The following is a 25,366-nucleotide window of genomic DNA, read 5'->3' as shown; positions in this document are numbered from 1 at the left end:
AAGCAGACTTCGTTATCAGTGCGAAGCCCTGTCCCGATGCCAGCCACGGTGCTTGATATCCAGCCAGAGACTGTAGAGCGCGGTAAACGCAGGGAATATATTCTGCAACACGCCGACCGAGTCCTGTTTGGCAGAAAACAGAAAATAGCTCAGCGTCATCAGACTGCCGCCCACACTCATGTACCAGAACAGCCGGGGAATGACCGGTTTACCGGCCCGTTTTGATGCCACAAACTGTACCAGCCAGCGACCACCAAACATCAGCGCGCCGGTATAACCAATAATCTTCCAGCCGGTGATATGCACACCCGTCCATTCCAGCCAGGAAATAGGCAGATCCAGCCAATCAATCGCCATTCAGGATCTCCCGGATCACAATCCGTTTCGCCCGGTGCTGTAACCAGCGCACACCGAAGACATCAACCAAGCCGACCCACAAACGGTTCCAGACGCCGTAGTTAGACACTCCGGCCATACGCGGACGATGATTCACCGGATGCACCAGCATTTCGCCCCCCATGCTCTGGATCAGCGCCGGGACATAACGATGCATATGATTGAATGCCGGCAACTGCACATACCAGTCACGACGAGTCGCTTTCAGGCCACAACCGGTATCAGGAATACCATCTTTCAGCATCCAGTCACGGAAACCATTCGCCAGCTTAGAAGAAAGACGTTTCACCCAGTCATCCCGACGCGTTACCCGATGGCCAATGATCCCGACTTTTTTCGGATCAGCCGCATAAGCCGCCTGCAGCGTCTTTAACATGCCTGGAATGTCCGCCGGATCATTCTGTCCGTCCGCATCCAGCACCACCAGCCATTCGCCTTTGCCATTTCGCGCACCATTCAGCACCGAAAAACTCTGTCCGACAGATTGCTGATGGCTGATCACTTTCAGCTTGCTGAAGCCTTCATCCCGGATAGTCTTCAGAATATTAAATGTCTGATCGGTACTGCCGTCATCAACGTAGATCAGTTCGTAATCAAATACATCATCCATCGCCGCACGGATCTCACTGATCAATGGACGGATATTTTCTGCTTCATTTTTCGCGGGGATAACAACGGTAACCGCCGGTTGGCGTTTCACCATTTCTGCGTGCTCACAGATCATGTTTTCTTCCTGATATTTCTGGGATATGTGCCAAGGCAACATAAAGGCAAGATGCCACTATTTTGCCTGATCCAGCACCATCACTAAATAGCCGTCTCCCGTTGATATGTAACAAAAGCACAAATTTCGGGATACCGGAGGCCATCAGCTTAATTCACAAAGCTGATATAATCCTTAAATTCTCATATTGATGTGAACGTTTAATAATATGCAGTCAGATAATTCTCAGCGTTTCGGTGGCATAGCCCGTTTATATGGTGAAAAAGCATTCCAGCGCTTTCAGCAAAGCCATGTCTGTGTCATCGGCATTGGTGGCGTCGGTTCATGGGCAGCAGAAGCACTGGCCCGCTCCGGGATCGGCCAATTAACACTGATTGATATGGATGATGTTTGTGTCACTAACACCAACCGCCAGATACATGCCTTGCAGGGCAATGTCGGCAAGTTAAAAACGGAAGTGATGGCAGAGCGTATTCAGCTGATCAATCCTGATTGCCGGATCCATATCATTGACGATTTTATCACCGAGGAAAATCTGAAGGAGTATGTAGACTCCCGCTTTGATTTCGTGGTCGATGCCATTGACAGCCTGCGCGCCAAAGTCGCGCTGCTGGCCTACTGTAAACGACAGAAGATCCCGTTGATCACCACGGGTGGCGCTGGCGGACAGATGGATCCTACTCAGATCACCATTACGGATCTGGCCAAAACCACCCAGGATCCGCTGGCAGCCAAGGTTCGGGCCGACCTGCGACGCAAATTTGGTTTTCCCCGCGATCCGAAGAAAAAATTCGGGATCCCATGCGTCTATTCCACAGAACAGCTGACCTACCCGGACGGCGCTGGCGGAACCTGCAGTGCCAAAGCCAGCAGTGATGGCAACATGAAGATGGATTGTGCTTCCGGATTCGGAGCCACGACCGTAGTGACCGCGACCTTTGGTTTCACCGCGGTATCTTATGTTCTGAAAAAACTGGCAGGAAAATAAACAAAAAAAAACACAAAAACGTCCAGGTTGTTTTTGTGATTTTCTGGTTGATTACACGGCTGAATCAGAATATCGGATTACGCAGTCTGATTCTGGTTCAGCAAGACCATATCCGCAAATATTTTACCCTGCAGGAAATCAATGCCCAGTTGAGACAATGTTTCACGGCGGGCTTCATCATCCACACCAGCCGCCAGCATAGGCACACAGTTACTTTCTGCAAATGAAATCCAGCGAGCCCATTGATCTTCCGGAACCTGACGGATATCCATACGTAAGGTATCGACCGGCAGAGACATGGCCGTGATTTGCATCAGCAATTTCACGTCATAGCTGAAACGGACACCACACTGGCGCAAATCGGCAATAACTTCTGCCAGATTAAACTGCTTGTTACTGGTATCCAGATTCATCACGTTGACCATAACCCAGCGTTTGGCACCCGGGTCCGCCAACATTAACAATGCTTCAACGACTGCCTCTTCCTGTAAGGAATCAGCAAACAGATTAATGCAGCAACAACCCGTCAAATTGTGAGTTCGCAGCACTGGCTCTGCCATACGACAAACTTCGAGATCCAGATTCTGACGCAAACCCATATGGTTTACGATTTTCATAAACATTGCCGGGTCTTTATGCTGCTTATGTAACAACATCATTTCGTGACCATATAATTCACCTTTCTGGCGAAAAATAGGCTGAGCCACGAACCGCAACGATGCTTTATTCAGTACGGCAGGTAATCCGTCTAGCATGCGATTCCTCCACCTGGAATTATCCGTTGGTTATTCTGATTAACCGGGAACCTATAACTATTATGATTCAGTAGGGTCCCGATTAATGTGCTCCAGTTATAATTTTATGCAGACAGCGCACAAAAATCACTCATTTTTTTCCATACGGCGACCAAACCGTTCGTCCGGGATGGCGTTATATGCTGAGCAAATCCCAGTTCAGCAAAATAGGATGCTACTTGGATCCTCTGGATCTTGTCAGCTGGTTGATGATCAACCGCAGCTAAAAGTGTGATCAGCAACGCTTTTACAATCCGGGACTCACTGTCGACCGCAAAATGATACAATCCCTCTTCGTCTTTATAAAGCACTAGCCACACCCGACTCTCACACCCGCTGACCTCAAACTCCGTCTGACGCCATTCCGGTGGGAGCGCCGGTACCTGCCGGGTTAACTGCAGCAACTGGCGATACCGCTCTTCCCAGCTGTGAGCGTTGGTTAACAACTGCCGGATATGATGTTCGTCTAGCGCCATGCCCGCACCGACAGGATAATGTATCGCCAAATCAGATAAATCAGTCATGCAACAGCTCCAGAGCCTGACGCAGTGCCTGCAGGAAAAGATCTATCTCCTCCTCACTATTATAGACACCCAGAGAGATTCGCAAGGTGCCGGCAAGCCCTAATTGACTCAATAATGGCATAGCACAGTGGTGGCCGCTGCGTACGGCGATACCCTGCGCATCCAGTAACTGGCAAACATCATGGTGATGTGCCCGCGTCAGAACGATTGAGACAACACCCTGCCGTTGTGCCGGTTGTCCCACCAGCGAGACGCCATCTATCTGCTGCAGACCCTGCAGTAAACGCTGCAACAGTTGTTGCTGGTACTCTTCTGCACCTGCGGCCTGCTGCTGACAAAGAAAGTCCAGTGCCGCCGATAATCCCAATGCTTCCGCGATCGCCGGTGTGCCGGCTTCGAAACGCAAAGGCGGCAGACTAAACTGCGTTTCGGTGAAAGAGACTTTTTCTATCATCTCACCACCAAACTGCCAGGGCGGTAGTTGCGCCAGTAACTCCTGCCGGCCATACAACACGCCGATTCCGGTTGGGCCATAGACCTTGTGCCCGGAAAAAGCATAAAAATCACAATCCAGTGCCTGCACATCTACCGGTGCATGCGCCACCGCCTGCGCCCCGTCGATTAGAGTCAGCGCCCCGGCCTGTTTTGCCAGCCGCACGATTTCTGCGACCGGATTCACCGTCCCCAGGACATTGGAGACCTGCACCACCGCGACCAGACGGGTACGCGCAGACAACAGATTCTGATACGCCTGCATATCCAGATCGCCGTTTTCCAGCAGCGGGATGATGCGCAACTGCGCGCCGGTTTCTATAGCAATCTGTTGCCAGGTGACCAGATTGGCATGATGTTCCATCGCCGATAACAGGAGCTCATCGCCCGGTTGCAGATTTCTGCGTCCCCAGGTCTGTGCCACCAGATTGATCGACTCGGTGGTTCCGCGCGTCCAGATGATTTCATGACTGCTGCGGGCATTGAGAAAATCGGCGACTCGCTGTCGCGCCCGCTCAAACTTGTGCGTTGCCCGGGCCGCCAGCGTATGCGCGCTGCGGTGAACATTGGCATTATCCGAGCGATAAAAATCAAACATTGCCTGCAGGACGCACTCCGGTTTATGGGCTGTTGCTGCACTATCGAGATAAACCAGCGGATAACCATTGATCTGTTGCTGTAAGATCGGAAACTGTTCGCGCACCCGCTGCACATCAAAAAAGGTCATAACATGAAACCACCTGCCGCACAAAGGTGGCTATGATAGCGTAAAGCGCAGATCCATGATGAAAAAAAACCACCGCCGCCAGCGGTGGTACGGTGTTTTTCCGTCACGTTACATACACAAACCGATAGCCCTGTCTTCCATGGTACAAGGTAACGCCGTGGATTCCGCAGCCAGTGATGGCTGGCTTGTGCTGTCGGCATTACACGCCTCCAGGACAGGCGTGGTGATATCGGAATATTTCCAGCCGGAAAGCAGAGACGGCAAGTGCGGACGTTGGGGAGACCAGACCAGCTCTTTCCACTTGTCATGCCCATGTTCATACAATTTATCGTAATTTTTACACAGTGAATCGGCGAACTGTTTCACAAAGCCACGGCGCTGTTTATCACGAAACTGCGCCGTGATCAGATACGACTGCACCATCATGACCGGCATATGTTTTGGCAGGAACGGATAGTTTTTCTGATCCGCAAAACCGATGCTGTAGTCTTTCAGCAACGCTTCCGTTGCATCATTTTTAATATTGGTTGCCAGCAGTTTGTAATCCTTGCCCAGGCGCTGCAGCAGTGGCAGTGGCTGACCGCCGATAATCACCACCACGTCCGCTTTGCGCTCTTCCGGACCGGCCTCAGGATGTGCCAGATGCCAGAGTGCGGAACGGACATAGCGCGTCCCTTCATCCGAGCCCAGAACACCCTCTTCGATGAACGGTTTCACCACGATCGGCGCTTTGCCGAACAGCTTGTAATAGATGTTTTTAGCGGTCAGATTGGTACCACTGCCTTCCGGGCCGATCGCCAGCCGCTTGCCGGCAATATCCTGTAACTCCTGCATCGGGGAGTCTTTATGCACGACAAAATAGATTTCTTCGCTATATAACGGTGCGACAACCCGCAATGAATTCAATAGATCAGAAGCCCATTGCCGGACCGCCGGATCCGGATCATTCTCCTGAAGATTTACATAGGTCTGATATACATCCGACTGCACAATAGCAAAAGAGACGCCCTTGGATTTACTGAGCGCCTTGATATTGTCGACTGCACCTCTTGAGGTCTGATTCTGTAATTCAGGCATCACGTATTGTCTGAGCTCTTCCCCTATCCGGAAATAGGTATCATTTTGTCCTCCGGTAGCAATCGCATTGCGCACCGGCGTGATAGCGCCGGCACCGGCACTCTGCAGCAACATCAACAAACTGACCGCGATAATAGATGAGCTCATTTTCATTACGTTATCTCCCTGATTATTATTTGTCCGTGTCATTACTGGCAAAGTTCGGCGGCCCGATCTTCTGCTGAACAGGAGATCTGCGTCGGGGTGTTCGAACGGGATGGTGTTGTTTGCGGTGGTGCTATTGATGCGGCGCTGGCAGTATCATCCGCCACAGCATGCGTGCCTGTGACTGCGGTGACAGCCGGCTCTGATTTTGTTGTGGGCTGAACCGGCTTCACGTTGCCGGGCTCGGCTACCGGCGCCGCGATAACGTCAGCCGATGCGATGGCCGCTGTTACTGCAGTTTTAGTCTGTGCCGGCTGTTCTTGTGCGGGAGTGACGGCCGCCGCCGGTTGTGTTGCCGCCGGAACCGGCTGGGAAACTGTTGTGGCTGGCGCAGAACCCAGCATGGCAAAGAGTTTCTCTTTGGTCATATCCGGAAACACCAGTTTCACCGTTACCAGCACACCAACTACGGCTAAGAACAATATGATCAGGCCGATCATTTTCCAGTCATACTGCGATGTTTTCATCTCGATTCCGGAATTCATGTAAGCCATCGAATTACACCTCCCACAAGGTATCTTGTATTTGTTTTGCTATACTGCCCGCCCGATGCGCTGATGGTGACAAGGCATGAAACTCAATCCCCGACAACTCGATGCAATGCATTATGTCTCCGGCCCCTGCCTGGTGCTGGCGGGTGCCGGTAGCGGAAAAACCCGTGTAATTACCGCTAAAATTGCTTACCTGATCCGCGAATGCAGCTATCAGGCACGTCATATCTTTGCCGTCACCTTTACCAACAAAGCAGCGCGAGAGATGAAAGAGCGTGTGGCGCAAACCCTGGGTCGCCGGGAAGCGCGTGGTCTGACGGTTTCAACGTTTCACTCTCTCGGGCTGGATCTGATCCGGCGGGAACACAAACAGCTGCAGCTCAAGGCAAACTTTTCCCTGTTTGATGACACCGATCAGATGAGTCTGCTCAAAGAGCTGACCGAGCCGGAGCTACAGGGTGACAAAGTTTTGTTACAGGAATTAGTACAAAGCATCTCCCGTTATAAAAATGATCTGATTTTGCCGGCGCAGGCCCTGAAACGGGCCCGGACACCGGAAGAACAGCGCACGGCGATCTTCTATGAACGCTATCAGAAGCAGATGAGTGCCTATAACGCACTGGATTTTGATGACCTGATCCTGCTGCCAACGTTGTTGTTAAAAACCAATGCCGAAGTGCGGGAACAGTGGCAAAACCGCATCCGTTACCTGCTGGTCGATGAATACCAAGACACCAATACCAGCCAGTACGAGCTGGTGAAACTGCTGGTTGGCGAGCGCGCCCGCTTTACCGTGGTCGGTGATGACGATCAGTCGATCTATTCCTGGCGTGGCGCACAGCCACAGAATCTGGTGCGGCTGCAGCAGGATTTCCCGCGCCTGAACGTGATCAAGCTGGAGCAGAACTACCGCTCCAAAGGCCGCATCCTGAAATGCGCCAATATCCTGATTGCCAATAACCCGCACGTGTTTGATAAACAGCTGTTCTCCGAGCTGGATTACGGTATTCCGGTGCGGGTGCTGATGGCAAAGAACGAAGAACATGAAGCGGAAAAGGTCGCGGCAGAAATCATGGGACATCGTTTCATGAACCGGACCAGCTGGAAGGATTACGCCATCCTGTATCGTGGCAACCATCAGTCTCGCCTGCTGGAAAAGGTGCTAATGCAGAACCGCATTCCTTACAAGATCAGTGGCGGCACGTCGTTTTTCTCGCGTACCGAAATCAAGGACATCATGGCGTACCTGCGTCTGCTGGTGAATCCCGATGATGATAACGCCTTCCTGCGGGTGGTGAATCTGCCCCGCCGCGAGATTGGTCCGCAAACACTGGAGAAACTCGGCCATTACGCCAATCAGCGGGGCAAGAGCCTGTATGCCGCGAGTTTTGAACTGGGACTGGAACAACATCTGCATGGCCGCGGATTGCAGGCGCTGCGGCATTTCTGCGACTGGCTGTGCCGCATGAGCGACAACGCGGCACGGGGCAACAGCGAAGAAGTGGTCCGCGATCTGATCAAAGACATTCACTATGAGGAATGGCTGTATGAAACCTCGCCCAGTCCGAAAGCCGCCGAGATGCGGATGCAGAACGTCTCCACGCTGTACCGCTGGCTGACCGATATGCTGGCCGGCGATGTCCAGACCGATGAAGCACCGCTGAATCTAAGCGAAGCGGTCGCCCGTTTTACACTGCGGGATATGCTGGAGCGCAACGAAGGGGATGAAGAGCTGGACCAGGTACAGCTGATGACTTTGCATGCCTCTAAAGGACTGGAATTTCCGTATGTCTTCCTGATCGGGATGGAAGAAGGACTGCTGCCGCATCAGACCAGCATTGATGAAGACAACATTGATGAGGAACGTCGCCTGGCGTATGTCGGCATCACCCGGGCACAGACCGAACTCTGTTTTGTGCTGTGCAAGGAACGCCGTCAGTTCGGCGATACGGTACGTCCGGAACCGAGCCGCTTCCTGCTGGAGCTGCCGCAGGATGATTTGCAGTGGGAAAACCGCAAAGAGCCGGCCAGTGCCGAACAGCGCCAGCAGAAAGGCAGAACCGGCATTGCCAACCTTCGTGCCATGCTGAAAGAAAAGGGGTAATTCATGTCCGCCACCCGTTGGAAATACGTCTTCAGCCTGAAAATCCGGCTGAGTTCGCTGGTACTGGGGATCGTCCCTGCGCTCGTCGTGCTCGGCTGGCTGGGGATCTGGCTGCCGGTGCCGTTACGAACGCTGATGCTCACCTTGTTTGATCAGCTGGGCGAACTGGTTTATTACCCGCTGGCGGCGCTGGCTCTGGCTGGTGGATTTTTCTGTGCCGCTTTGTGGCGGCGGGAATTTAACGGGCAATATCTGCTGGAAGGCACACTGTCTGTATGGATACTGCTGAATTGGCCGGTATACTGAAACCGGGGCTGGCTCTTGCGCCATAAACATGGCAGGATGAAGGTAAACCACAGCCAACAAAACAGTGGTCAGAGCGAAGAATCAACAAGCTGAAATATGGTGGACAACACAATGCAAAACAACGAAATGAATAACATTCTGGAATTCGTACGCGTGGCTCGTCTGAAAAACAAACTGACCCGCGAAATCGAAGACAATGCCCGCAAAATCCGTGACAACCAGAAACGTGTTGCACTGCTGGCTAACCTGACCGAATACCTGAAACCAGGCATGAGCTACGAAGATATTCTGGAAATCATCCACAACATGAAAGGCGATTACGAAGATCGCGTGGATGATCTGACCATCGTGGGTGCCGAGCTGTCCAAACAGCGTCGCGAAGCCAGCAAACAACTGCGTAACTTCCCGCGCACCTTCCGTAAAGAAGGCACCCCGGAGTAATTCCTGCTTAACAGACGGCCCTGGCGCCGTCTGTCATCCCGCCTTAATTGCCCGCGATTTTCATCCGCTCAATCAGCACGGAACCGCTTTGCAGACTGCAGCGGGGATCGATATCACTGCCGACGGCAACGATCTGGCTGAACATCTCTTTCAGATTACCGGCAATGGTGATCTCTTCCACCGGATACGCGATCTGACCGTTTTCCACCCAGAAGCCGGTCGCGCCGCGTGAATAATCGCCGGTCACGATATTGACCCCTTGCCCCATCAGCTCACTGACGACCAGACCGGTCCCCATCTGCTTGATCAGCGCGTCCAGTGTCTGTCCCTGACCGTCAACGCGCCAGTTATGGATCCCACCGGCATGACCGGTTGATTGCATGCCCAGTTTACGGCCGGAATAGGCGGTCAGCAGATAGGTCTGCAACACACCGTCCTGAATGATGGCCCGGTCACAGGTCCGGACCCCTTCATTGTCGAACGGCGAACTGGCCAGCCCTTTCGGCAGATGTGCATATTCATTGATTTGCAGCCAGGCCGGGAACAGGGATTGGCCCAGGCTATCCAGCAGGAACGAGGACTTACGGTACAGGTTGCCACCACTGATCGCGGAAACCAGATGGCCGAACAGGCTGTTCGCGGCTTCCGGCAGGAACAGTACCGGCACTTCGGTAGTAGCGATTTTACGGCCGCCGAGATGCGACACCGTACGTTGCACCGCCTCTTCCGCAATACGTTCCGGTGTCCAGAGGTCACTCAGCTCGCGCGCCGTACTGTAGCTGTAATCACGCTGCATATCGCCATCCAGTTCTCCGATCAGCACGCAACTCAGCGAGTGACGGCTGGCGGCATAGCCTTTGACAAAACCATGGGTATTGCCATAGACCTTGATGCCATGGTGACTGGAGAAACTGCCGCTGTCCGATTGCTTGATCCGCTTATCCAGTGACAATGCATGCTGCTCGCAGCGACGCGCCAGTTCAATTCCGTACTGCGGATCCAGGGCCACCGGATACAGCAGTGCCAGCTCCGGCGCATCCCAGGCCATCAGCTCGCGTTCAGCCAGCCCGGCACAGACATCCACTGCGGTATAGCGTGATATTTCCAGCGAGGCTTCAATACAACGACGGATAGCGGCGGTGCTGAGATCGGCGGTCGATGATGAGCCTTTGCGACCATCCCGATAGACCGCAATGCCAAGTGCGCCATCTTTGTTAAATTCAATATTCTCGACTTCACCGCCCCGGGTATTCACCGAAATACCGGTCTGCTTGCTGATCGAGATTTCGGCCGTATCCGCACCGAGCTCCTGCGCAATCTGCAGCGCATCCGAAATGACCTGTTCGAGTTTGTGCTGTTCCTGTAAAACCTGTTCCTGAGAATTCATGTTCGCCTGATCCGACTGCATTTTTTCACAGGCTATCACAGATACCTGTTACCATATAAGAGAGGAATAAAGAGAAGAGTGACACCATGAATCATCAGAAACAGACCCAGGACGACTGGGATGACGATTACGTCAGTAAAAGCGAGCTGAAACGTGAAGCCACTGCGCTGCAGAAACTGGGCGAGGAGCTGGTGAACTTAAAGCCTGCCGAACTGGAGCGCGTGCCACTGGATGAAGATCTGACCGACGCTATCGCCACCGGCCATAAGCTGAAGGGCAAACATGAAGCGTTTCGCCGTCATCTGCAATATATCGGCAAGCTGATGCGCAACCGGGATATTGAAGACATCAAAGCGGTACTGGATCAGATCCGCAGCCGCAACAACAGTACCAACACCCGCTTGCATAAACTGGAAAAATGGCGCGATCGTCTGCTGAGCGAAGGTGACGAAGCCATCAATGCCGTGCTGGCGGAATGCCATACCCTGGAGCGGCAGAAACTGCGTCAGTTAATCAGCAAAGCCAAAAAAGAACAGGCCGCCAATCAGCCCCCGGTGGCGTTCCGCGAATTGTTCAAATATCTGCGTGAGCATTTCGAGGCTCAGCTTTAAGCGATATCGCAGACCAAAACGGCGTGGAATACCACGCCGTTTTCGTTATTACCGGGTACCACCGACCGTCATTTCGTCCAGTTTCAGTGTCGGCTGACCGACACCTACCGGCACACTCTGACCATCCTTGCCACAGACACCGACACCGCGATCCAATGCCAGATCATTGCCCACCATCGACACCTGCTGCATCGCTTCCGGACCATTGCCAATCAGCGTGGCTCCTTTGATCGGTGCCGTGATTTTGCCATCTTCGATCAGATAGGCTTCCGACGCGGAGAACACGAATTTGCCGGAGGTAATATCAACCTGACCACCACCGAAATTCGGCGCATAAATGCCTTTCTTCACGGACGCGATGATCTCCTGCGGATCATACTCGCCCGGCAGCATATAGGTATTGGTCATGCGTGGCATCGGCAAGGCCGCGTACGATTCACGGCGACCATTGCCAGTGGAGGAGACACCCATCAGCCGCGCATTCAGCTTGTCCTGCATATAGCCTTTCAGAATCCCATTCTCGATCAGTACGGTATGCTGAGTTGGCGTGCCTTCGTCATCCACTGTCAGTGACCCACGACGCCCCATGATGGTACCGTCATCAACAATCGTGCAATGTTTTGATGCCACCTGTTGTCCGATTTTACCGCTGAAGGCAGAGGAACCTTTACGGTTGAAATCGCCTTCCAGACCATGTCCCACTGCTTCATGCAGCAACACACCCGGCCAGCCGGCACCCAGCACCACCGGCATCATGCCGGCCGGCGCATCCACCGCTTCCAGATTAACCAGCGCCTGACGCACAGCTTCCCGGACATAACCACGGGCGCGACTTTCGCCATGCTCCACTTCAAAGAAATAATCATAGCCACAGCGACCACCGCCACCGGCGCTGCCTCGTTCACGCCGGGCTTTCTGCTCTGCCAGCACGGTCACGCTGAGTCGTACCAGTGGCCGGATATCCGCCACCAGCGTACCATCGGTTGCCGCAATCAGCACTTCTTCATACACCCCGGATAACGAGGCCATGACTTGCGTGATCCGGGGATCAAGCGAACGGGCAAACTGATCCAGCTCTTCCAGCAAGGCAATTTTTTGCGGTTGAACCAATCCGGGTAACGGGTCTACCGCCGGATAGCGTGCCTGCGGACTGCCTGGCTGCCAGACCCTGATCTGGCCATCGCCGCCACTCCCGGCGACACCGCGGGCGGCAATAACGGCCTGCTGCAGCGCATTCAGACTCAGTTCATCGGAATAGGCAAAGCCGGTCTTTTCGCCACTGATCGCACGGACGCCGACGCCCTGCTCAATGTTATAGCTACCGTCTTTGACAATGCCATCTTCCAGGATCCAGGACTCATGCACACCGCTCTGGAAATAGAAATCACCGAAATCAATCTGATGACTCATCAACTGACGCAACTGCTGTGCCAGAATGTCCTGATCCAGACCGTTTACGGCCAATAACCGTTCGCTGACTTGCGATAACAACATTAAATTATTCTCTCCAGGCCGGTGTCAGTCTGGCATGCAGCTGGACCGGCATTGATTTGCGGATATGTTCCGTTTGTTGTGGATCCAGCGTGGCCGCAATCACGCCGGGCTGCGTGCCTTGCTGAGCCAGTACATCCCCCCAGGGCGCAATAATCACCGAGTGCCCCCAGGTTTCACGATTTCCGTCATGACTGCCACACTGATTGGCGGCCACGATATAACACTGATTTTCAATTGCCCGCGCCTGTAACAGCGGCAGCCAGTGGGCCTGCCCCGTCACTTTGGTGAACGCCGCCGGCACCAGTAAAATATCGGCTCCCTGCTGACGCAGTAAGCGGTACAGCTCCGGAAAACGCACGTCATAACAGATACTGAGACCCAGACCGCCGAACGGCGATGGCACCACACAGGTATCATTTCCCGGCACAAAGGAATCGGATTCGCGATAACGTCCGCGGGCATCCGCCACATCGACATCAAACAGATGCAGTTTGTGATAAAAATCCACCAGCTCACCCTGCGGGTTAAACACCAGTGACGTGGTATGCGTGCGTAATTCGTCCGGGACCCGGGTAGGCAGAGAACCGGCAACCAGCCAGATATCAAATTCTCGGGCCCATTCTCTCAGCTGATGTTGTACCGGGCCATCACCTACCGATTCGGCTAACTGCTGATAATCTCGGGGAGCCCCCATGCAGGCAAAGTTTTCCGGTAATAAAACCAGACAGGGACGTTCCAATGGCAAACGCTGCAACAACGCCGCGATCTGAGCCCGGTTATGTAACCAGTCAGCCTGAGCATTGAGTTGTAAAGCAACCAGCTGCATTACTTGCTCTCCTCTGTCTTGGGTGAAGGTAGTTTGACCTTTTCCTGTTTACGGCCCAGTTCGGTAATCACCGGTTTCGCGATATTACCGTTGACGGAATAACTGACCTGCGTAATCACATCAAAGACCGGTTGCAGAATCGTCGTCGCTGCCAGTACCGCAATACCGGTGATCGGTGTAATAGCAAATGCCGTGGCAACCCCGAAGCCGCCGGTCAGTGTCGGTGAGAACGTCACCTGATAATCGATCGTTTTCCGCCCCAGATCGACCAGACCATGTCCTTTCAGTTCACCGGAGTGACTTTCCAGCAACAGATCATCATTACGCAACACACCCCGGTCTAGTTTGCCGCTGAAGCTTATTTTTTTGAAATAGAGGCCATCACCGAAAATATCACGAAAATCGAAACTGATACGACTCACAATGGCATTCAGTGAGAACAACGACAATAAACGGTTACCACCGGTATTATTCACTTCCCGCAACACGCCTTCGCCAGTTTCCGCGCTGATCTGACCGCTCAACGCTTCCAGCCGGGGCTGAATCAATGCTCCGGGCCAGGAAACATCAATATCCATTTCACTTTTTGTACCGGTCAACCCGGGATCAAAACCAAAATGACCAAGAAAGACTTCGGTATTATTGCTGACAAATTTGCCTTTCAGCGCGCTGAGCGGCTGATAGTTGTTGATCAGCCAGCTCGCCTGGCCATCAAAGTGTGAATTGGCGACCTGCCAGTGCAGATCCCGGATCTCGCCACCCTGTTTTACCGGAGACAAATGCCCACGGAACTGCCCCAGCGTATTGCCACCATAACGACAGTCCTGACAGCTAAACAATAAGTCCGGCCAGCGCGCAAGCCATGCCTGTTGTGTACTCAGGCTCATCGGCGGTTCTGCTGGCTTGTCCTCACCACTGTCAGCCCAGTAGAGACGGGCCATATCAATACGGATCGGTTTCTTCTTGCTAGCCGGCAGATGAATCATACCCTGCGCTTTACTGCTCTCCAGCCAGATACGGTTACCATCACGATCCGGGCTCATATTAAACCGGACATCGCGCCATAGCTGATCCGCCAGATGCAGTTTATCCACCCGTACATCTACCGCACCGACGCTTGGAAACAGCTGATTGACGGTCTGCAGCCCATTTTTCGGCCAGCGCTGCCACCAGTCCAGCCAGGCAGAAACATCAGCCTCACTCAGAATGGCGCTGACCGAGAACGGTAAACGGGGGCCGGTACTGCGCTCAATCACCTGATTATCCAGCCAGAAACGGCGGAACTGTTTCTGGTCCGGAGCCCAGTCCGCCTGCAACTGCCATTCATGATTCAGCGATCCATTGATCACGCTGCTGTTCTGGTTACCGCTGACTTTGACCTGCAGCGGCCAGTTGCGGCCGGCTGGTTTGTTGTACGGTGCCGGCAAATCCAGCGCCAGCGATGTCAGTGGGCTGGTCAGTCGGGCATCGTAATAATAATGCCCGCCCTTATACAGATGCAGATCCAGTGTGCCCTGCCAGTTTGCCCGCCCCTGCAGCGTCTGGTGCGCCAACTGCGGTAATACCTTGTCGCGCTGACTATCCCACTCTCCCTGCAGACCCAATTTGACCTGATATTCATCGGCTTGTTGTTCACCGGCATACTGCACGCGCAATGGCTGCCCCCATAAGGTGGCCTGCAGTTCTTCTATCGCTGTTTTATTGTCATCGAAGCTCAGTTCGCCTTGCAACTGCTCCAGTGGTAAATCCAGACTCGGAAGATACAAACTGTTTCCTGCCAGTTTTACTTTGCCATTGACCTTAACCTGACTGCCATCCATCGGAATATCCAGTTTCAGCTCACCGGTTAATGGCTTCTGTATGCGGACGGCCTGCAGCGCACTGCCAACGGAATTCTGCAGCGGAGAGCGGTAGAGATAATCGCTGACCGCTTCACCGGTCCCGGCAATATCGGCATCAATGTACAGACGGGCACCTGGTGCCAGTTTCGGAAACCAGGCATGCAGGCGCGGCGAACTGGCATCACCGAGCAGGGCGTGATCGCCCTGCATATCCAGACGATCATTCTCAAACAACAAGTCCAGTGACATTTCGCGTAACGGCAGCCAGCCGGCACCGAACTGGAAAGTGGCATCACGTAACGGCACCCATGCCTGGAAGATGCCGTTTTTCTCTTTGAACGGAAAATCACGGAAGGCGCCATGCCACAGGATGCGGGCATTTTCAGCATGCCCGCCCTGTAATGCACTGGTCAGGTACTTGATCACCGGCTCGCCCATGGCACCGTGCGGAAAATAGTAATGCGCCTGACTGGCATCTTTCAGATCAACACCGCTGTCCAGCGCCAGAAACAGGGGCTGTTTTCCTTCCTGACTCAGACGGAATTGGGTTGCGGTGGTAACCACGTCGGTTTTGAGTTGCACCTGTTCCGCAGTTAATGCCCAGCCATCACTCAATTTCTGCCAGTTCAGAACGGCCGAAAACGCCTCTACCGGCCATGGCTTTTCAAAATAGGGCTGCAAATCCCATGTCTGCGGTTTTAACTGTTGGACCGTCAGAGCTACGCCCTGTGGCGACAGATGGAAAGAGGCGTCCACATCATGCAGCCCGGGAATCATGCGCCAGCGCTGCCACTGTAACTGCTCCATCTGCCCGCTGAACTGCCAGCTGTCCTGTGCTTCATCGCGGGAAAAACGGAATTCGCTCAGCCGGCCCTGCGGCGTCAGCGTCCGCAGCGCTTCTGACGCAGCCGACTCCACCGGCAGCAACATCCCCGCCAGCGGAGTCAATTCACTCAGCAGCAACGGATCCATTTGCCCGGTGTATTGTTCAGCCTGCTTGTTCAGTTGCAGTTGCCATGACCGCCAGGGCTGATTATCACTGTGTAATTGCAATCCCTGGCTGTATAGCTGCCAGTCATCGGCATGACGCTGCCAGACGATTTCTCCACCCTGCAGTTCCAGGCTGTGCTGCTGTTCGGCCTGCTGCCAGCCAAGACGGTTTAAACCCAGTTGCAGCAATGCGCTCTGCCACTGACCAGGTTGCCGCTCCAGCCAGAGCTGAAACGCCAGTGAACCGTGGATAGATTGTGCATTGACTGCCAGCGGCGTGGGCAACAAGGCCCCCGGCTGTTTGCTGGCATGCGGTTCTGTCGCCAGATAGATATGTCCCTGCAGGGCATCCTGACGCGCTGCGCCCTGCAATTCCGCCTGCAGCAATAACGGCACGACCAGGGCCTGCTGTGCCACGGAGATACGGGAAAAAAGCTTGTGCGCTCCGCCCCGGTTTTCCGCATAGAGCTGATCGATATGAAATTCCGCCAGTAACTGTTGCTGACGGAATAACCGGATCTGACTGTCGGTAATATTGGCCTGCGCGAACTGCTCCAGTAACAGCGGCAGGACGTCATTCAGGTCAGGGCTTTCGGCAGACGATGCCGCCGCTTTAGGCAAGTTCAGTGTCAGTTGCAGTTGATCTGCCTGCAGCGTGGCCAGACAACCGTGTGTTTTCCAGAACTGCAGGAACGGATTACAGTGCAATTGCAGCTGCTTGGCACTGAGCTCAAACGGGACGGCGCCTTGCTGCCGTAACGCCACATCGCGCAGTTCCAGTTGCAGGCCATAATCCTGCCAGCGCCAGCCAATCTGCGCTACTGATGCGGATGACACCGTATCCGGCAATAACTGTTTCAGTATCCAGTCCCGATGCGGCTGTAAATCGGGCAGTCCAAAGCGCAGCGCGGTAACCAGCACTGCCAGCAGCATCAGAATAACGGAAAGGAAAACAGCGCCGCCACGCACAATGCCACGCCAGTTCACTTACATCATCACCACGTCATACTGCTCCTGGTTGTACAAGGGCTCAGGCTGCACCTTGACCTGTTTGCTGATGAACACCTCCAGCTCCGCTAGGCTATGGGATTCATCACCACGCAACGCTTCCGCCACTGCCGGTGAGGCGTACACGACAAACTGGTCGGCATCATACGCCCGGTTGACGCGCAGAATTTCACGCAGAATCTCGTAGCAGACGGATTCCACGGTTTTCACCCGTCCCCGGCCTTTGCAGGCAGGACATTCGGAGCAGAGGACATGCTCCAGACTTTCCCGGGTACGCTTACGCGTCATTTCAACCAGCCCGAGTTGCGAGAAACCATTCACCCCGGTTTTGGCGCGATCTTTTGCCAGAGCCTGTTCCAGACTTTGCAGGACGCGGCGGCGGTGATCCTCACTCTGCATATCAATGAAATCGATAATGATAATGCCGCCGAGATTACGCAGCCGCAACTGACGCGCAATGGCGGCAGTCGCTTCAATGTTGGTGTTGAAGATGGTCTCTTCCAGATTGCGGTGACCAACAAACGCACCGGTATTGATATCAATCGTGGTCATGGCTTCGGTCTGATCAATGATCAGATAACCGCCGGATTTCAGCTCGACCTTGCGCTCCAGCGCACGCTGAATCTCATTCTCGACATCATACAAGTCAAAAATCGGCGACTCCCCGGAGTAGTAATCCAGTTTGCCAGCCATTTCCGGTACGAATTCATCGGTGAAATGCGCCAGTTGCTCGTAAGTCTGCCGTGAATCGACCCGGATCCTGTCCAGTTCATCACCCACAAAATCACGCAGGATACGGAAGGCCAGACTCCACTCGGCGTACAGCACATGACTGGTCGGATATTTCTGCCGGCGTTCCAGCACTTTGCGCCATAAGCGTTTCAGGAAGATGGTGTCCTGTTCCAGCTCTTTCTCACCGACACCTTCGGCCGCCGTACGGACAATAAAACCGCCCAGTTCGTCGACATGGTTACTCACGATCTGCTTGAGGCGCTCACGCTCTTCTTCACTGTCGATGCGTTGTGAAACCCCGACATGCGCACTGCCCGGCATAAACACCAGATAACGGGACGGCAGCGTGATATCCGTGGTCAGACGGGCACCTTTGGTGCCCATGGGATCTTTCACCACCTGTACCATGATGTCCTGCCCCTGGCGAACCAGTTCGGCAATATTACCGGCCTGAAAGTGCTCTTTCTCTTTTACATCCACACATTCGGTGTGCGGCACAATATCGGAGGCGTGCAGAAATGCGGCTTTATCCATGCCAATATCGACAAACGCGGCCTGCATACCGGGTAATACCCGGCTGATTTTGCCTTTGTATATGTTACCGACAATCCCGCGTTTGGCCTGGCGCTCAATATGCACTTCCTGCAACATGCCATGATCCACCAGCGCGACACGGGTCTCGGAAGGGGTTACGTTGACCAGCAATTCGGTTGACATAGTTCAGCCTTAATAATCTGACGTCATGAGTGGTGACAATACTTTTTGCAGTAACAAATCGGTTTCCAGCAGCGGCAATCCCACCACAGCGGAATAACTGCCACTGAGATGACTGACGAACTTCCCGCCAATACCCTGAATGCCATAGGCCCCGGCTTTATCCGCCGGTTCGCCGCTTTGCCAGTAACGACGGATCTCTTCCGGCGTTAATTTACGGAACGTGACCTGCGAACTGACCAGTACCACTTCACAGTCCAGTTCCGAAGAAAGCGCCACCGCCGTCATCACGGTATGGGTATTACCTGACAATAACTGCAATATACGCTGAGCATCGGCGAAATCCCGTGGTTTTTCCAGCACTTCTTGCTCAAAAACCACGATGGTGTCGGCACCTAATACCGGTTTCTGGCCACCGCAGGCCAGCCAGCCGGCCTGCGATTTATCCCGGGCCAGACGCTGCACATACTCAGCCGGTAATTCATCGGGTTGCCGTTGTTCCTCGACATCCACTGCCAGCACGTCAAAAGGGTAATCCAGCAGTGATAACAGCTCCCGGCGGCGGGGTGAGGCCGATGCCAGATATAAAACGGCGCAGGCTGACATAATGTTTACCTGATGTTGAATCGGCGGCGGATATACCGCAGAAAGAGATAGACCGAAGGCCAAAGCAGCGTGGAACTCAGCGATGCCCAGACAAAACGGGTATTGAGGCGGGGCGAGGCAAACAGATGCTCCACCCAGAAAATCAGCAACTGGCCGATGAAGATCAGGGATCCCATTACCAGCGCCTGTTGCCAGACAGAGAAATTACGGATCTTCTGGTATTGCGCCGCAGCCACATAGGTCGTGACCGCCATTCCCAGCGCATGGATCCCCAGAGTCGAACCCAGCAGAATATCCATGATCAGTCCCACCACCCAGGCACTGACAATGCTCAGATGATGCGGTAATGCTATAACCCAATACAGGACAACCAATGCCACCCAGTCCGGGCGGAACATATCGATTGCGACCGGCAATGGCACCATTGCCAGAATAATCGCCACAATCAGTGTTAAATAGATTGAACCTTTACCATGACCGGTCAATGAGCCGCTCATTATCTCTGCTCCTGATGCTTCTCTTTTCCGGATGTCATGAATACGGATTTATTTTTTGCAGCCGACGTAACTTCAGCGCCGATTTTCTGCCCCTTCTCCGGGGTTTGTTCCAGGGATGGTGACGGTACCGTGGCGGTTGCGGCAGAAGTCGAGATCGCCGCAGAGGTTGCTGCCGCCGCAGAAGAAGCCTCACTCATGACCGGCAACGGTCCCATGGCTTTGGCATCTTCCCAAAGCAGCAGGACATAACGCAGTCTGTCCAGCGTCGCTAGCGGTTCAGCCTTGATTTCGGCAAACGGACTCTGTTCTTCATTCGCCATCCGGGTGATCTTCGCCACCGGATACCCTTCCGGGAAATGGCCACCCATGCCCGAGGTCACCAGAATATCGCCATCCCGGATATCCACGTTACGAGGCAGATTATTCAGGGTCAGCTCATTGATATTGCCGGTTCCGGCCGCGATCGCGCGCAAATCATTACGTAATACCCGCACCGGCAAGGCATGACTGACGTCGGTAATCAGCAATACCCGGCTTGAGGTTTTACCGACACTGACCACCTGACCGATAACACCCTGATCATTGACGACCGGCTGTCCCTCATAGACATGGTGCTCAATGCCTTTATCGATCACGACCTGATAGACAAAGGGATCGGAGTCCACAGACAGGATCCGGGCCACCAGCTTGCGGGAATCCTGCGTCACCGGCGAGCCAAGCAATTCACGCAGACGGCGGTTTTCCTGACTCAGTTCCGCCATGCGTAGCAGATCGCTGCGCAACAGAAAAAGCTGTTGCTGCAGTTGCTGATTGTCTTTCAGCAATTCACTGCGGGATTTCAGTTGCAGGCTGGCCTCTTCGACCACATCGCGGGGAACACTAGCCAGGTGCAGTAACGGGCTGGCAAAGGTATTGATGTAAAGACGCATGCCGTCAAACAGATGAAAACGGGCATCCGCAACGATGCCCGCCAGTGACAGCAGCACAGTGATAAATAACCGGAGTTGCAGGGATGAACCCCTGCCGAAAATAGTCCGCATGGATGCTATCAGTCCGGAGCAGTCGTTATGCCACGCCGGACAGACTCAGTTATTCGTAATGAAACAGGTCACCACCGTGCATGTCGATCAGCTCAAGAGCACGACCACCACCACGGGCAACACAGGTCAGCGGATCATCCGCCACAACCACCGGAATACCGGTATGTTCCATCAGCAGACGATCCAGGTTACGCAGCAGCGCACCACCACCGGTCAGCACCATCCCCTTTTCGGAGATGTCGGAAGCCAGTTCCGGCGGGGATTGTTCCAGCGCCACCATGACCGCACTGACGATACCACTCAGAGGTTCCTGCAACGCTTCCAGAATTTCGTTGGAATTCAGAGTGAAACTGCGCGGTACCCCTTCCGCCAGGTTACGGCCGCGAACTTCAATTTCACGCACTTCATCACACGGATACGCTGAACCGATTTCATGCTTGATACGTTCTGCGGTCGATTCACCAATCAGGCTGCCGTAGTTACGACGCACATAGCTGATGATCGCTTCATCAAAACGGTCGCCGCCGATACGGACAGAGGACGAATAAACCACACCGTTCAGAGAAATGATGGCAACTTCAGTGGTACCACCACCGATATCCACTACCATCGAACCCGCGGCTTCAGATACCGGCAGACCTGCCCCGATTGCTGCCGCCATTGGCTCTTCGATCAGATAAACTTCCCTGGCACCCGCGCCTTGAGCTGATTCTTTGATCGCCCGGCGTTCAACCTGGGTGGCTCCGCAAGGGATACAAACCAGTACGCGAGGACTTGGACGCATCAGGTTATTTTCGTGAACCTGTTTGATGAAATGCTGCAGCATCTTCTCGGTTACCGAGAAATCAGCAATAACCCCATCTTTCATCGGACGGATCGCCGCGATATTACCCGGGGTACGCCCCAACATCATTTTGGCAGCATGACCAACCGCAGCGACAGATTTAGCGGCACCACCGCGTTCCTGACGAATGGCAACCACAGAAGGTTCGTTCAGGACGATACCTTTGCCCTTAACATAGATCAGTGTATTAGCGGTACCCAAATCGATCGAAAGATCGTTGGAAAACAGACCACGGAGCTTCTTGAACATGATGCGGGGGATCCTGATTAATTACGGGATATATGAAAAACGGCTCACTTTACCAATCCCGGCCCTGATCAGCAAGCGTCCGGCACAGAAGAAAACCGGATTCTGTCCGATCTTTGCTTAATCAGACGATTATTAATTACTAATCACTTCCTGCCGCTAAATTAGTCAATCCGTGCCGATATAATACTCACTCTTTTTTCTCCGCCGCTGCAGCAAGCATGAATAACACTTATCTGCCTGAAAAAGAAAGCGTCACGTATACTAAAGGCTGAAGATCTGCGATCGTCTTATCAGGATGGATGAATGGAGCTGAAACAACGGCACCTGCAACAGGCCAGCGAGAAGGGGTTACTCACCCCCGAACAAATCACACCGCTCTGGAACTATCTGCAAAATCTGCCGGCGGAAAATGCCTCCTTCCGTGCGACCCATATTCTGTTCTATCTGGGCGGACTCATCGCTATCGCTGCCATGAGCCTGTTTATGACCCTTGGCTGGGACGCCTTTGGCGGCATCGGCATTTTTCTCATCGCCTGTGGCTACGGCATTGCCGCCTGTCTGGTCGCGGACTGGTTATTGTGGCAACAGCGGCAACCGGTCCCTGCCGGATTACTCGCCGCACTGGCCGTCACCATGGTACCGCTGGCGATTTACGGGCTGCAGGCACACCTGGGCTACTGGAATGGTGCCGCGCATACCGAATACCGCGATTTCCACCGCTACATCGACTGGCGCTGGCTGATGATGGAACTGGGCACCTTGCTGTTCGGTGCCCTCCTGCTGTGGCGATACCGGTTACCATTTATGGTGATGCCTCTGGCGGTGGTGTTGTGGTATCTGAGCATGGACCTGACGCCGTTCCTGTTTCAGGATGAGGATTACAGCTGGCATCACCGGCAGCAGGTTTCCATGGTGGTGGGTCTGCTGATGCTGTGCCTGGCGTTTTATATCGATCTGCGAACCCGCCACACCCTTGATTTTGCCTGGTGGCTCTATCTGTTCGGACTAATGGCCTTCTGGGGCAGTTTATCCATGCAACATTCTGACAGCGAACTGAGCAAGCTGGGTTACTGCCTGATCAATCTGCTGCTCATCGCGACCGGCGGCATGATTGGGCGGCGTGTCTTTGCCGTGTTTGGTGGTATGGGCGTCGCGGGATATCTTGGTTATCTGGCCTGGGATCTATTCAGGGACAGTCTGGTTTTTCCGTTTGTCCTCTCGCTGATCGGCCTGGGTATTATCTGGCTTGGCCTGCTGTGGCAGCGCCATGAGGCCAGAATTCAGCAACTGCTGCAACGCTATCTGCCTGCGGCATGGCGGGAACTGCTGACGCAGCGGCGCTGAAAAAGGAGGCTCCGGGTGATACCTCAAAGAAGCCATGATATTTCCATATCTGTTTTTTGCATAACGATTCCCGGTTTTGGACGTCTAAACATCCAAATGTCCGTTGACATACCTGATAATGACTCGTAGCATGAACTCCTGACAGCTCATCGCTATTCAGTCTGATTTTCTGTAACCACCTGCTATTGGTGGATTTTTGAGTAAATAACGGTTCCCTTATGATTAAGTTATCTTCCCTGTCAAAAGTGTACGGCGAAGGGAAAAGCGCCTTTTACGCTTTGAAAGGTATAGAACTCGATGTTCCGGCCGGCCAGATTGTCGGCGTGATCGGCGCATCAGGTGCGGGTAAAAGCACCCTGATCCGCTGTGTTAATTTGCTGGAACGTCCCACACAGGGCCGTGTGGAAGTGGATGGTGTGGACCTGACCGCACTGGATGCCCAGGCGCTGACGCTGGCACGCCGCAATATCGGCATGATTTTCCAGCATTTTAATCTGCTCTCGTCACGCACCGTATTTGAGAACGTGGCATTGCCACTGGAGCTGGCCAACTGGCCGAAAGAGAAGATCACCGCCCGGGTCACCGAACTGCTGGAGCTGGTCGGTCTGAGCCATCGCGCCAAGGCGTATCCGTCGCAGCTCTCCGGCGGTCAGAAACAGCGTGTCGCCATTGCCCGTGCTCTGGGTCCGGCACCGAAAGTATTGTTATGTGATGAAGCGACGTCGGCACTCGACCCGCAAACCACCCAGTCCATTCTGACGTTGCTGAAAGAGATCAATCAGAAACTGGGCATTACCATTTTGCTGATCACCCATGAAATGGCGGTCGTTAAAAGTATCTGTGACGTGGTAGCTCTGATCGATCAGGGACAGATCATCGAACAGGGTGAAGTCGGCTGGTTCTTCGCGCATGCACAGTCGCCGCTGGCCCGGGAATTTATCCGCTCCAGCCTGCATCTGGAGATCCCGGCACCGTATCGCGAACGGCTGCAGAGTACGCAGACCGATGGCACGATCCCGCTGCTGCGGTTAGGTTTCAGTGGCAACACCATTGATACTCCGGCGATTTCCCACGCCAGTCGCCAGTTCGGGATTGATGTGAGTATTTTAAGTGCCAGCATTGAGCAGATCGGGCATTCCCGCTTTGGTTTCCTGCTGGTAGAACTGTTAGGTGATGCAGACGCACAGCAAGTGACGATCGATTACCTGAAGCAACAACAGATAGATGTCGAGGTATTGGGCTATGTTCAGCAGCATGCATGAGTTGTTATTGCTGGCGCTGGGTGAAACCCTGTGGATGGTGTTCGCCTCTGCCCTGTTCGGCACGATTTTAGGGGTTCCGCTGGGGATTGCGCTGCACATCACCAAACCGGGACAGATTTCGGCGCATCCGGCCTTTAACAAGGTGCTGGGTACCATTGTGAACATCGGTCGTTCGGTGCCGTTCATTATTCTGCTGGTCGCGATCATTCCGCTGACCCGCCTGATTGTCGGCACTAGTATCGGCACCAATGCGGCGATTGTACCGCTGGCGATTGGCGCCATTCCGTTTCTGGCCCGTCTGGTGGAAGGTGCGCTGATGGAGATCCCGGCCGGTCTGATTGAAGCCGCGCAGGCGATGGGTGCAACGCACCGTCAGATCATCCGTAAGGTGATGCTGCCGGAAGCCTTACCGGGCATTCTGAATGCCATCGTGATCACGCTGGTGGCACTGGTGAACTACTCGGCGATGGCGGGTGCCATCGGTGGTGGCGGGCTCGGTGACGTCGGTATCCGCTATGGTTATCAACGATTTGATCCGGCCATCATGCTGATCACTGTCGCGATTCTGGTCGTATTGGTTCAACTGATTCAAAGCGTTGGCGAGCGTTTGGTAAAACGCGTCGATCATCGTTAAGAATGTAAAAACACTGTTG

General features: G+C 53.9%; 23 protein-coding genes and 1 pseudogene. 8 read left to right on the top strand and 16 right to left on the bottom strand.

The genetic code is table 11. The features are described 5' to 3' along the window. Positions 1–15: 15 nt before the first annotated feature. Positions 16–357, bottom strand: coding sequence for a lipid-A-disaccharide synthase N-terminal domain-containing protein (locus HNR75_RS13930; protein ID WP_188027594.1), 342 nt, complete (start codon positions 355–357; stop codon positions 16–18). Next, positions 347–1,120: a glycosyltransferase family 2 protein gene (locus HNR75_RS13925; protein WP_188027593.1), complete on the bottom strand. Its 774-nt coding sequence runs from the start codon at positions 1,118–1,120 to the stop codon at positions 347–349. The genes HNR75_RS13930 and HNR75_RS13925 overlap by 11 nt, the downstream gene beginning before the upstream one ends. 208 nt (positions 1,121–1,328) lie before the next feature. Here HNR75_RS13925 and tcdA point away from each other — a divergent pair, with 208 nt between their 5' ends. Continuing rightward, entirely contained in the window at positions 1,329–2,108 is a 780-nt protein-coding gene (gene tcdA, locus HNR75_RS13920) for a tRNA cyclic N6-threonylcarbamoyladenosine(37) synthase TcdA (protein WP_188027592.1), read from the top strand. A gap of 77 nt (positions 2,109–2,185) precedes the next feature. Here the strand turns inward: tcdA and HNR75_RS13915 are convergent, their stop codons facing one another. From HNR75_RS13915 to HNR75_RS13895, 5 genes are all read right to left on the bottom strand, one after another. Further along, complete coding sequence (locus tag HNR75_RS13915) at positions 2,186–2,863, bottom strand: EAL domain-containing protein (protein ID WP_188027591.1); 678 nt, start codon at positions 2,861–2,863, stop codon at positions 2,186–2,188. A gap of 104 nt (positions 2,864–2,967) precedes the next feature. Beyond that, positions 2,968–3,426: a SufE family protein gene (locus tag HNR75_RS13910; protein WP_188027590.1), complete on the bottom strand. Its 459-nt coding sequence runs from the start codon at positions 3,424–3,426 to the stop codon at positions 2,968–2,970. Beyond that, positions 3,419–4,645, bottom strand: a complete 1,227-nt coding sequence (locus HNR75_RS13905; protein ID WP_188027589.1) for an aminotransferase class V-fold PLP-dependent enzyme — start codon at positions 4,643–4,645, stop codon at positions 3,419–3,421. The genes HNR75_RS13910 and HNR75_RS13905 overlap by 8 nt, the downstream gene beginning before the upstream one ends. 108 nt (positions 4,646–4,753) lie before the next feature. Beyond that, positions 4,754–5,875 carry a TAXI family TRAP transporter solute-binding subunit gene (locus tag HNR75_RS13900; RefSeq protein ID WP_188027588.1) on the bottom strand — a complete coding sequence of 374 codons (1,122 nt, stop codon included), beginning with the start codon at positions 5,873–5,875 and terminating at the stop codon, positions 4,754–4,756. Positions 5,876–5,910: 35 nt separating this feature from the next. After that, positions 5,911–6,393, bottom strand: coding sequence for a hypothetical protein (locus HNR75_RS13895; protein ID WP_188027587.1), 483 nt, complete (start codon positions 6,391–6,393; stop codon positions 5,911–5,913). A gap of 103 nt (positions 6,394–6,496) precedes the next feature. Here HNR75_RS13895 and rep point away from each other — a divergent pair, with 103 nt between their 5' ends. The 3 genes from rep to HNR75_RS13880 all read left to right on the top strand — a co-directional run bounded on the left by rep (position 6,497) and on the right by HNR75_RS13880 (position 9,268). Next, positions 6,497–8,521, top strand: coding sequence for a DNA helicase Rep (gene rep, locus HNR75_RS13890; protein WP_188027586.1), 2,025 nt, complete (start codon positions 6,497–6,499; stop codon positions 8,519–8,521). Between the two features lie 3 nt (positions 8,522–8,524). Further along, the gene (locus HNR75_RS13885) at positions 8,525–8,827 is read left to right on the top strand and encodes a hypothetical protein (protein ID WP_188027585.1); all 303 of its coding nucleotides are present in this window, start codon (positions 8,525–8,527) and stop codon (positions 8,825–8,827) included. Between the two features lie 111 nt (positions 8,828–8,938). Then, the gene (locus tag HNR75_RS13880; protein ID WP_223157922.1) at positions 8,939–9,268 is read left to right on the top strand and encodes a DUF496 family protein; all 330 of its coding nucleotides are present in this window, start codon (positions 8,939–8,941) and stop codon (positions 9,266–9,268) included. A 43-nt stretch (positions 9,269–9,311) separates the two neighbouring features. On the opposite strand, the gene pmbA is transcribed toward HNR75_RS13880, so the two are convergent. Beyond that, the gene (gene pmbA / locus HNR75_RS13875; protein ID WP_188027584.1) at positions 9,312–10,655 is read right to left on the bottom strand and encodes a metalloprotease PmbA; all 1,344 of its coding nucleotides are present in this window, start codon (positions 10,653–10,655) and stop codon (positions 9,312–9,314) included. Between the two features lie 86 nt (positions 10,656–10,741). Between pmbA and yjgA the strand changes: the two genes are divergently transcribed. Beyond that, entirely contained in the window at positions 10,742–11,266 is a 525-nt protein-coding gene (gene yjgA, locus HNR75_RS13870) for a ribosome biogenesis factor YjgA (protein WP_188027583.1), read from the top strand. A gap of 48 nt (positions 11,267–11,314) precedes the next feature. Here yjgA and tldD read toward each other — a convergent pair whose 3' ends face one another. The 8 genes and pseudogenes from tldD to HNR75_RS13830 all read right to left on the bottom strand — a co-directional run bounded on the left by tldD (position 11,315) and on the right by HNR75_RS13830 (position 22,107). Beyond that, a complete protein-coding gene (gene tldD / locus HNR75_RS13865) occupies positions 11,315–12,760 on the bottom strand; it encodes a metalloprotease TldD (RefSeq protein WP_188027582.1) in 1,446 nt (481 codons plus the stop codon). Between the two features lie 4 nt (positions 12,761–12,764). Further along, positions 12,765–13,586: a carbon-nitrogen hydrolase family protein gene (locus tag HNR75_RS13860; protein WP_188027581.1), complete on the bottom strand. Its 822-nt coding sequence runs from the start codon at positions 13,584–13,586 to the stop codon at positions 12,765–12,767. Continuing rightward, positions 13,586–17,404: a YhdP family protein gene (locus HNR75_RS13855; RefSeq protein WP_188027580.1), complete on the bottom strand. Its 3,819-nt coding sequence runs from the start codon at positions 17,402–17,404 to the stop codon at positions 13,586–13,588. Before HNR75_RS13855 ends, HNR75_RS13860 begins: the two co-directional genes overlap by 1 nt. Continuing rightward, entirely contained in the window at positions 17,405–18,874 is a 1,470-nt protein-coding gene (gene rng, locus HNR75_RS13850) for a ribonuclease G (protein WP_188027579.1), read from the bottom strand. Between the two features lie 9 nt (positions 18,875–18,883). Beyond that, complete coding sequence (locus tag HNR75_RS13845) at positions 18,884–19,477, bottom strand: Maf family protein (protein ID WP_188027578.1); 594 nt, start codon at positions 19,475–19,477, stop codon at positions 18,884–18,886. A 5-nt stretch (positions 19,478–19,482) separates the two neighbouring features. Continuing rightward, positions 19,483–19,974 carry a rod shape-determining protein MreD gene (gene mreD / locus HNR75_RS13840; RefSeq protein ID WP_188027577.1) on the bottom strand — a complete coding sequence of 164 codons (492 nt, stop codon included), beginning with the start codon at positions 19,972–19,974 and terminating at the stop codon, positions 19,483–19,485. Between the two features lie 146 nt (positions 19,975–20,120). After that, positions 20,121–21,014 (bottom strand): annotated as a pseudogene (mreC, locus tag HNR75_RS13835) (rod shape-determining protein MreC); the annotation flags it as partial. Positions 21,015–21,063: 49 nt separating this feature from the next. Beyond that, the gene (locus HNR75_RS13830) at positions 21,064–22,107 is read right to left on the bottom strand and encodes a rod shape-determining protein (protein ID WP_188027576.1); all 1,044 of its coding nucleotides are present in this window, start codon (positions 22,105–22,107) and stop codon (positions 21,064–21,066) included. 303 nt (positions 22,108–22,410) lie between these two features. Between HNR75_RS13830 and HNR75_RS13825 the strand changes: the two genes are divergently transcribed. The 3 genes from HNR75_RS13825 (at position 22,411) to HNR75_RS13815 (ending at position 25,347) form a co-directional block, all read left to right on the top strand. Beyond that, positions 22,411–23,451 (top strand): DUF2157 domain-containing protein, encoded by a 1,041-nt coding sequence (locus tag HNR75_RS13825; protein WP_188027575.1) that lies wholly within the window; start codon positions 22,411–22,413, stop codon positions 23,449–23,451. A 218-nt stretch (positions 23,452–23,669) separates the two neighbouring features. Further along, on the top strand, positions 23,670–24,713 hold the full coding sequence (metN, locus tag HNR75_RS13820) for a methionine ABC transporter ATP-binding protein MetN (RefSeq protein WP_188027574.1): 1,044 nt from the start codon (positions 23,670–23,672) through the stop codon (positions 24,711–24,713). Further along, positions 24,694–25,347 (top strand): methionine ABC transporter permease, encoded by a 654-nt coding sequence (locus HNR75_RS13815; protein ID WP_188027573.1) that lies wholly within the window; start codon positions 24,694–24,696, stop codon positions 25,345–25,347. The genes metN and HNR75_RS13815 overlap by 20 nt, the downstream gene beginning before the upstream one ends. Positions 25,348–25,366: the final 19 nt, after the last annotated feature.

This window comes from Tolumonas osonensis (genome assembly GCF_014202415.1).
Taxonomy (GTDB): Bacteria; Pseudomonadota; Gammaproteobacteria; order Enterobacterales; family Aeromonadaceae; genus Tolumonas; species Tolumonas osonensis.
The sequence above is the reverse complement of the archived record's forward strand: the minus strand, read 5'-3'. Positions and strand labels throughout refer to the sequence as shown.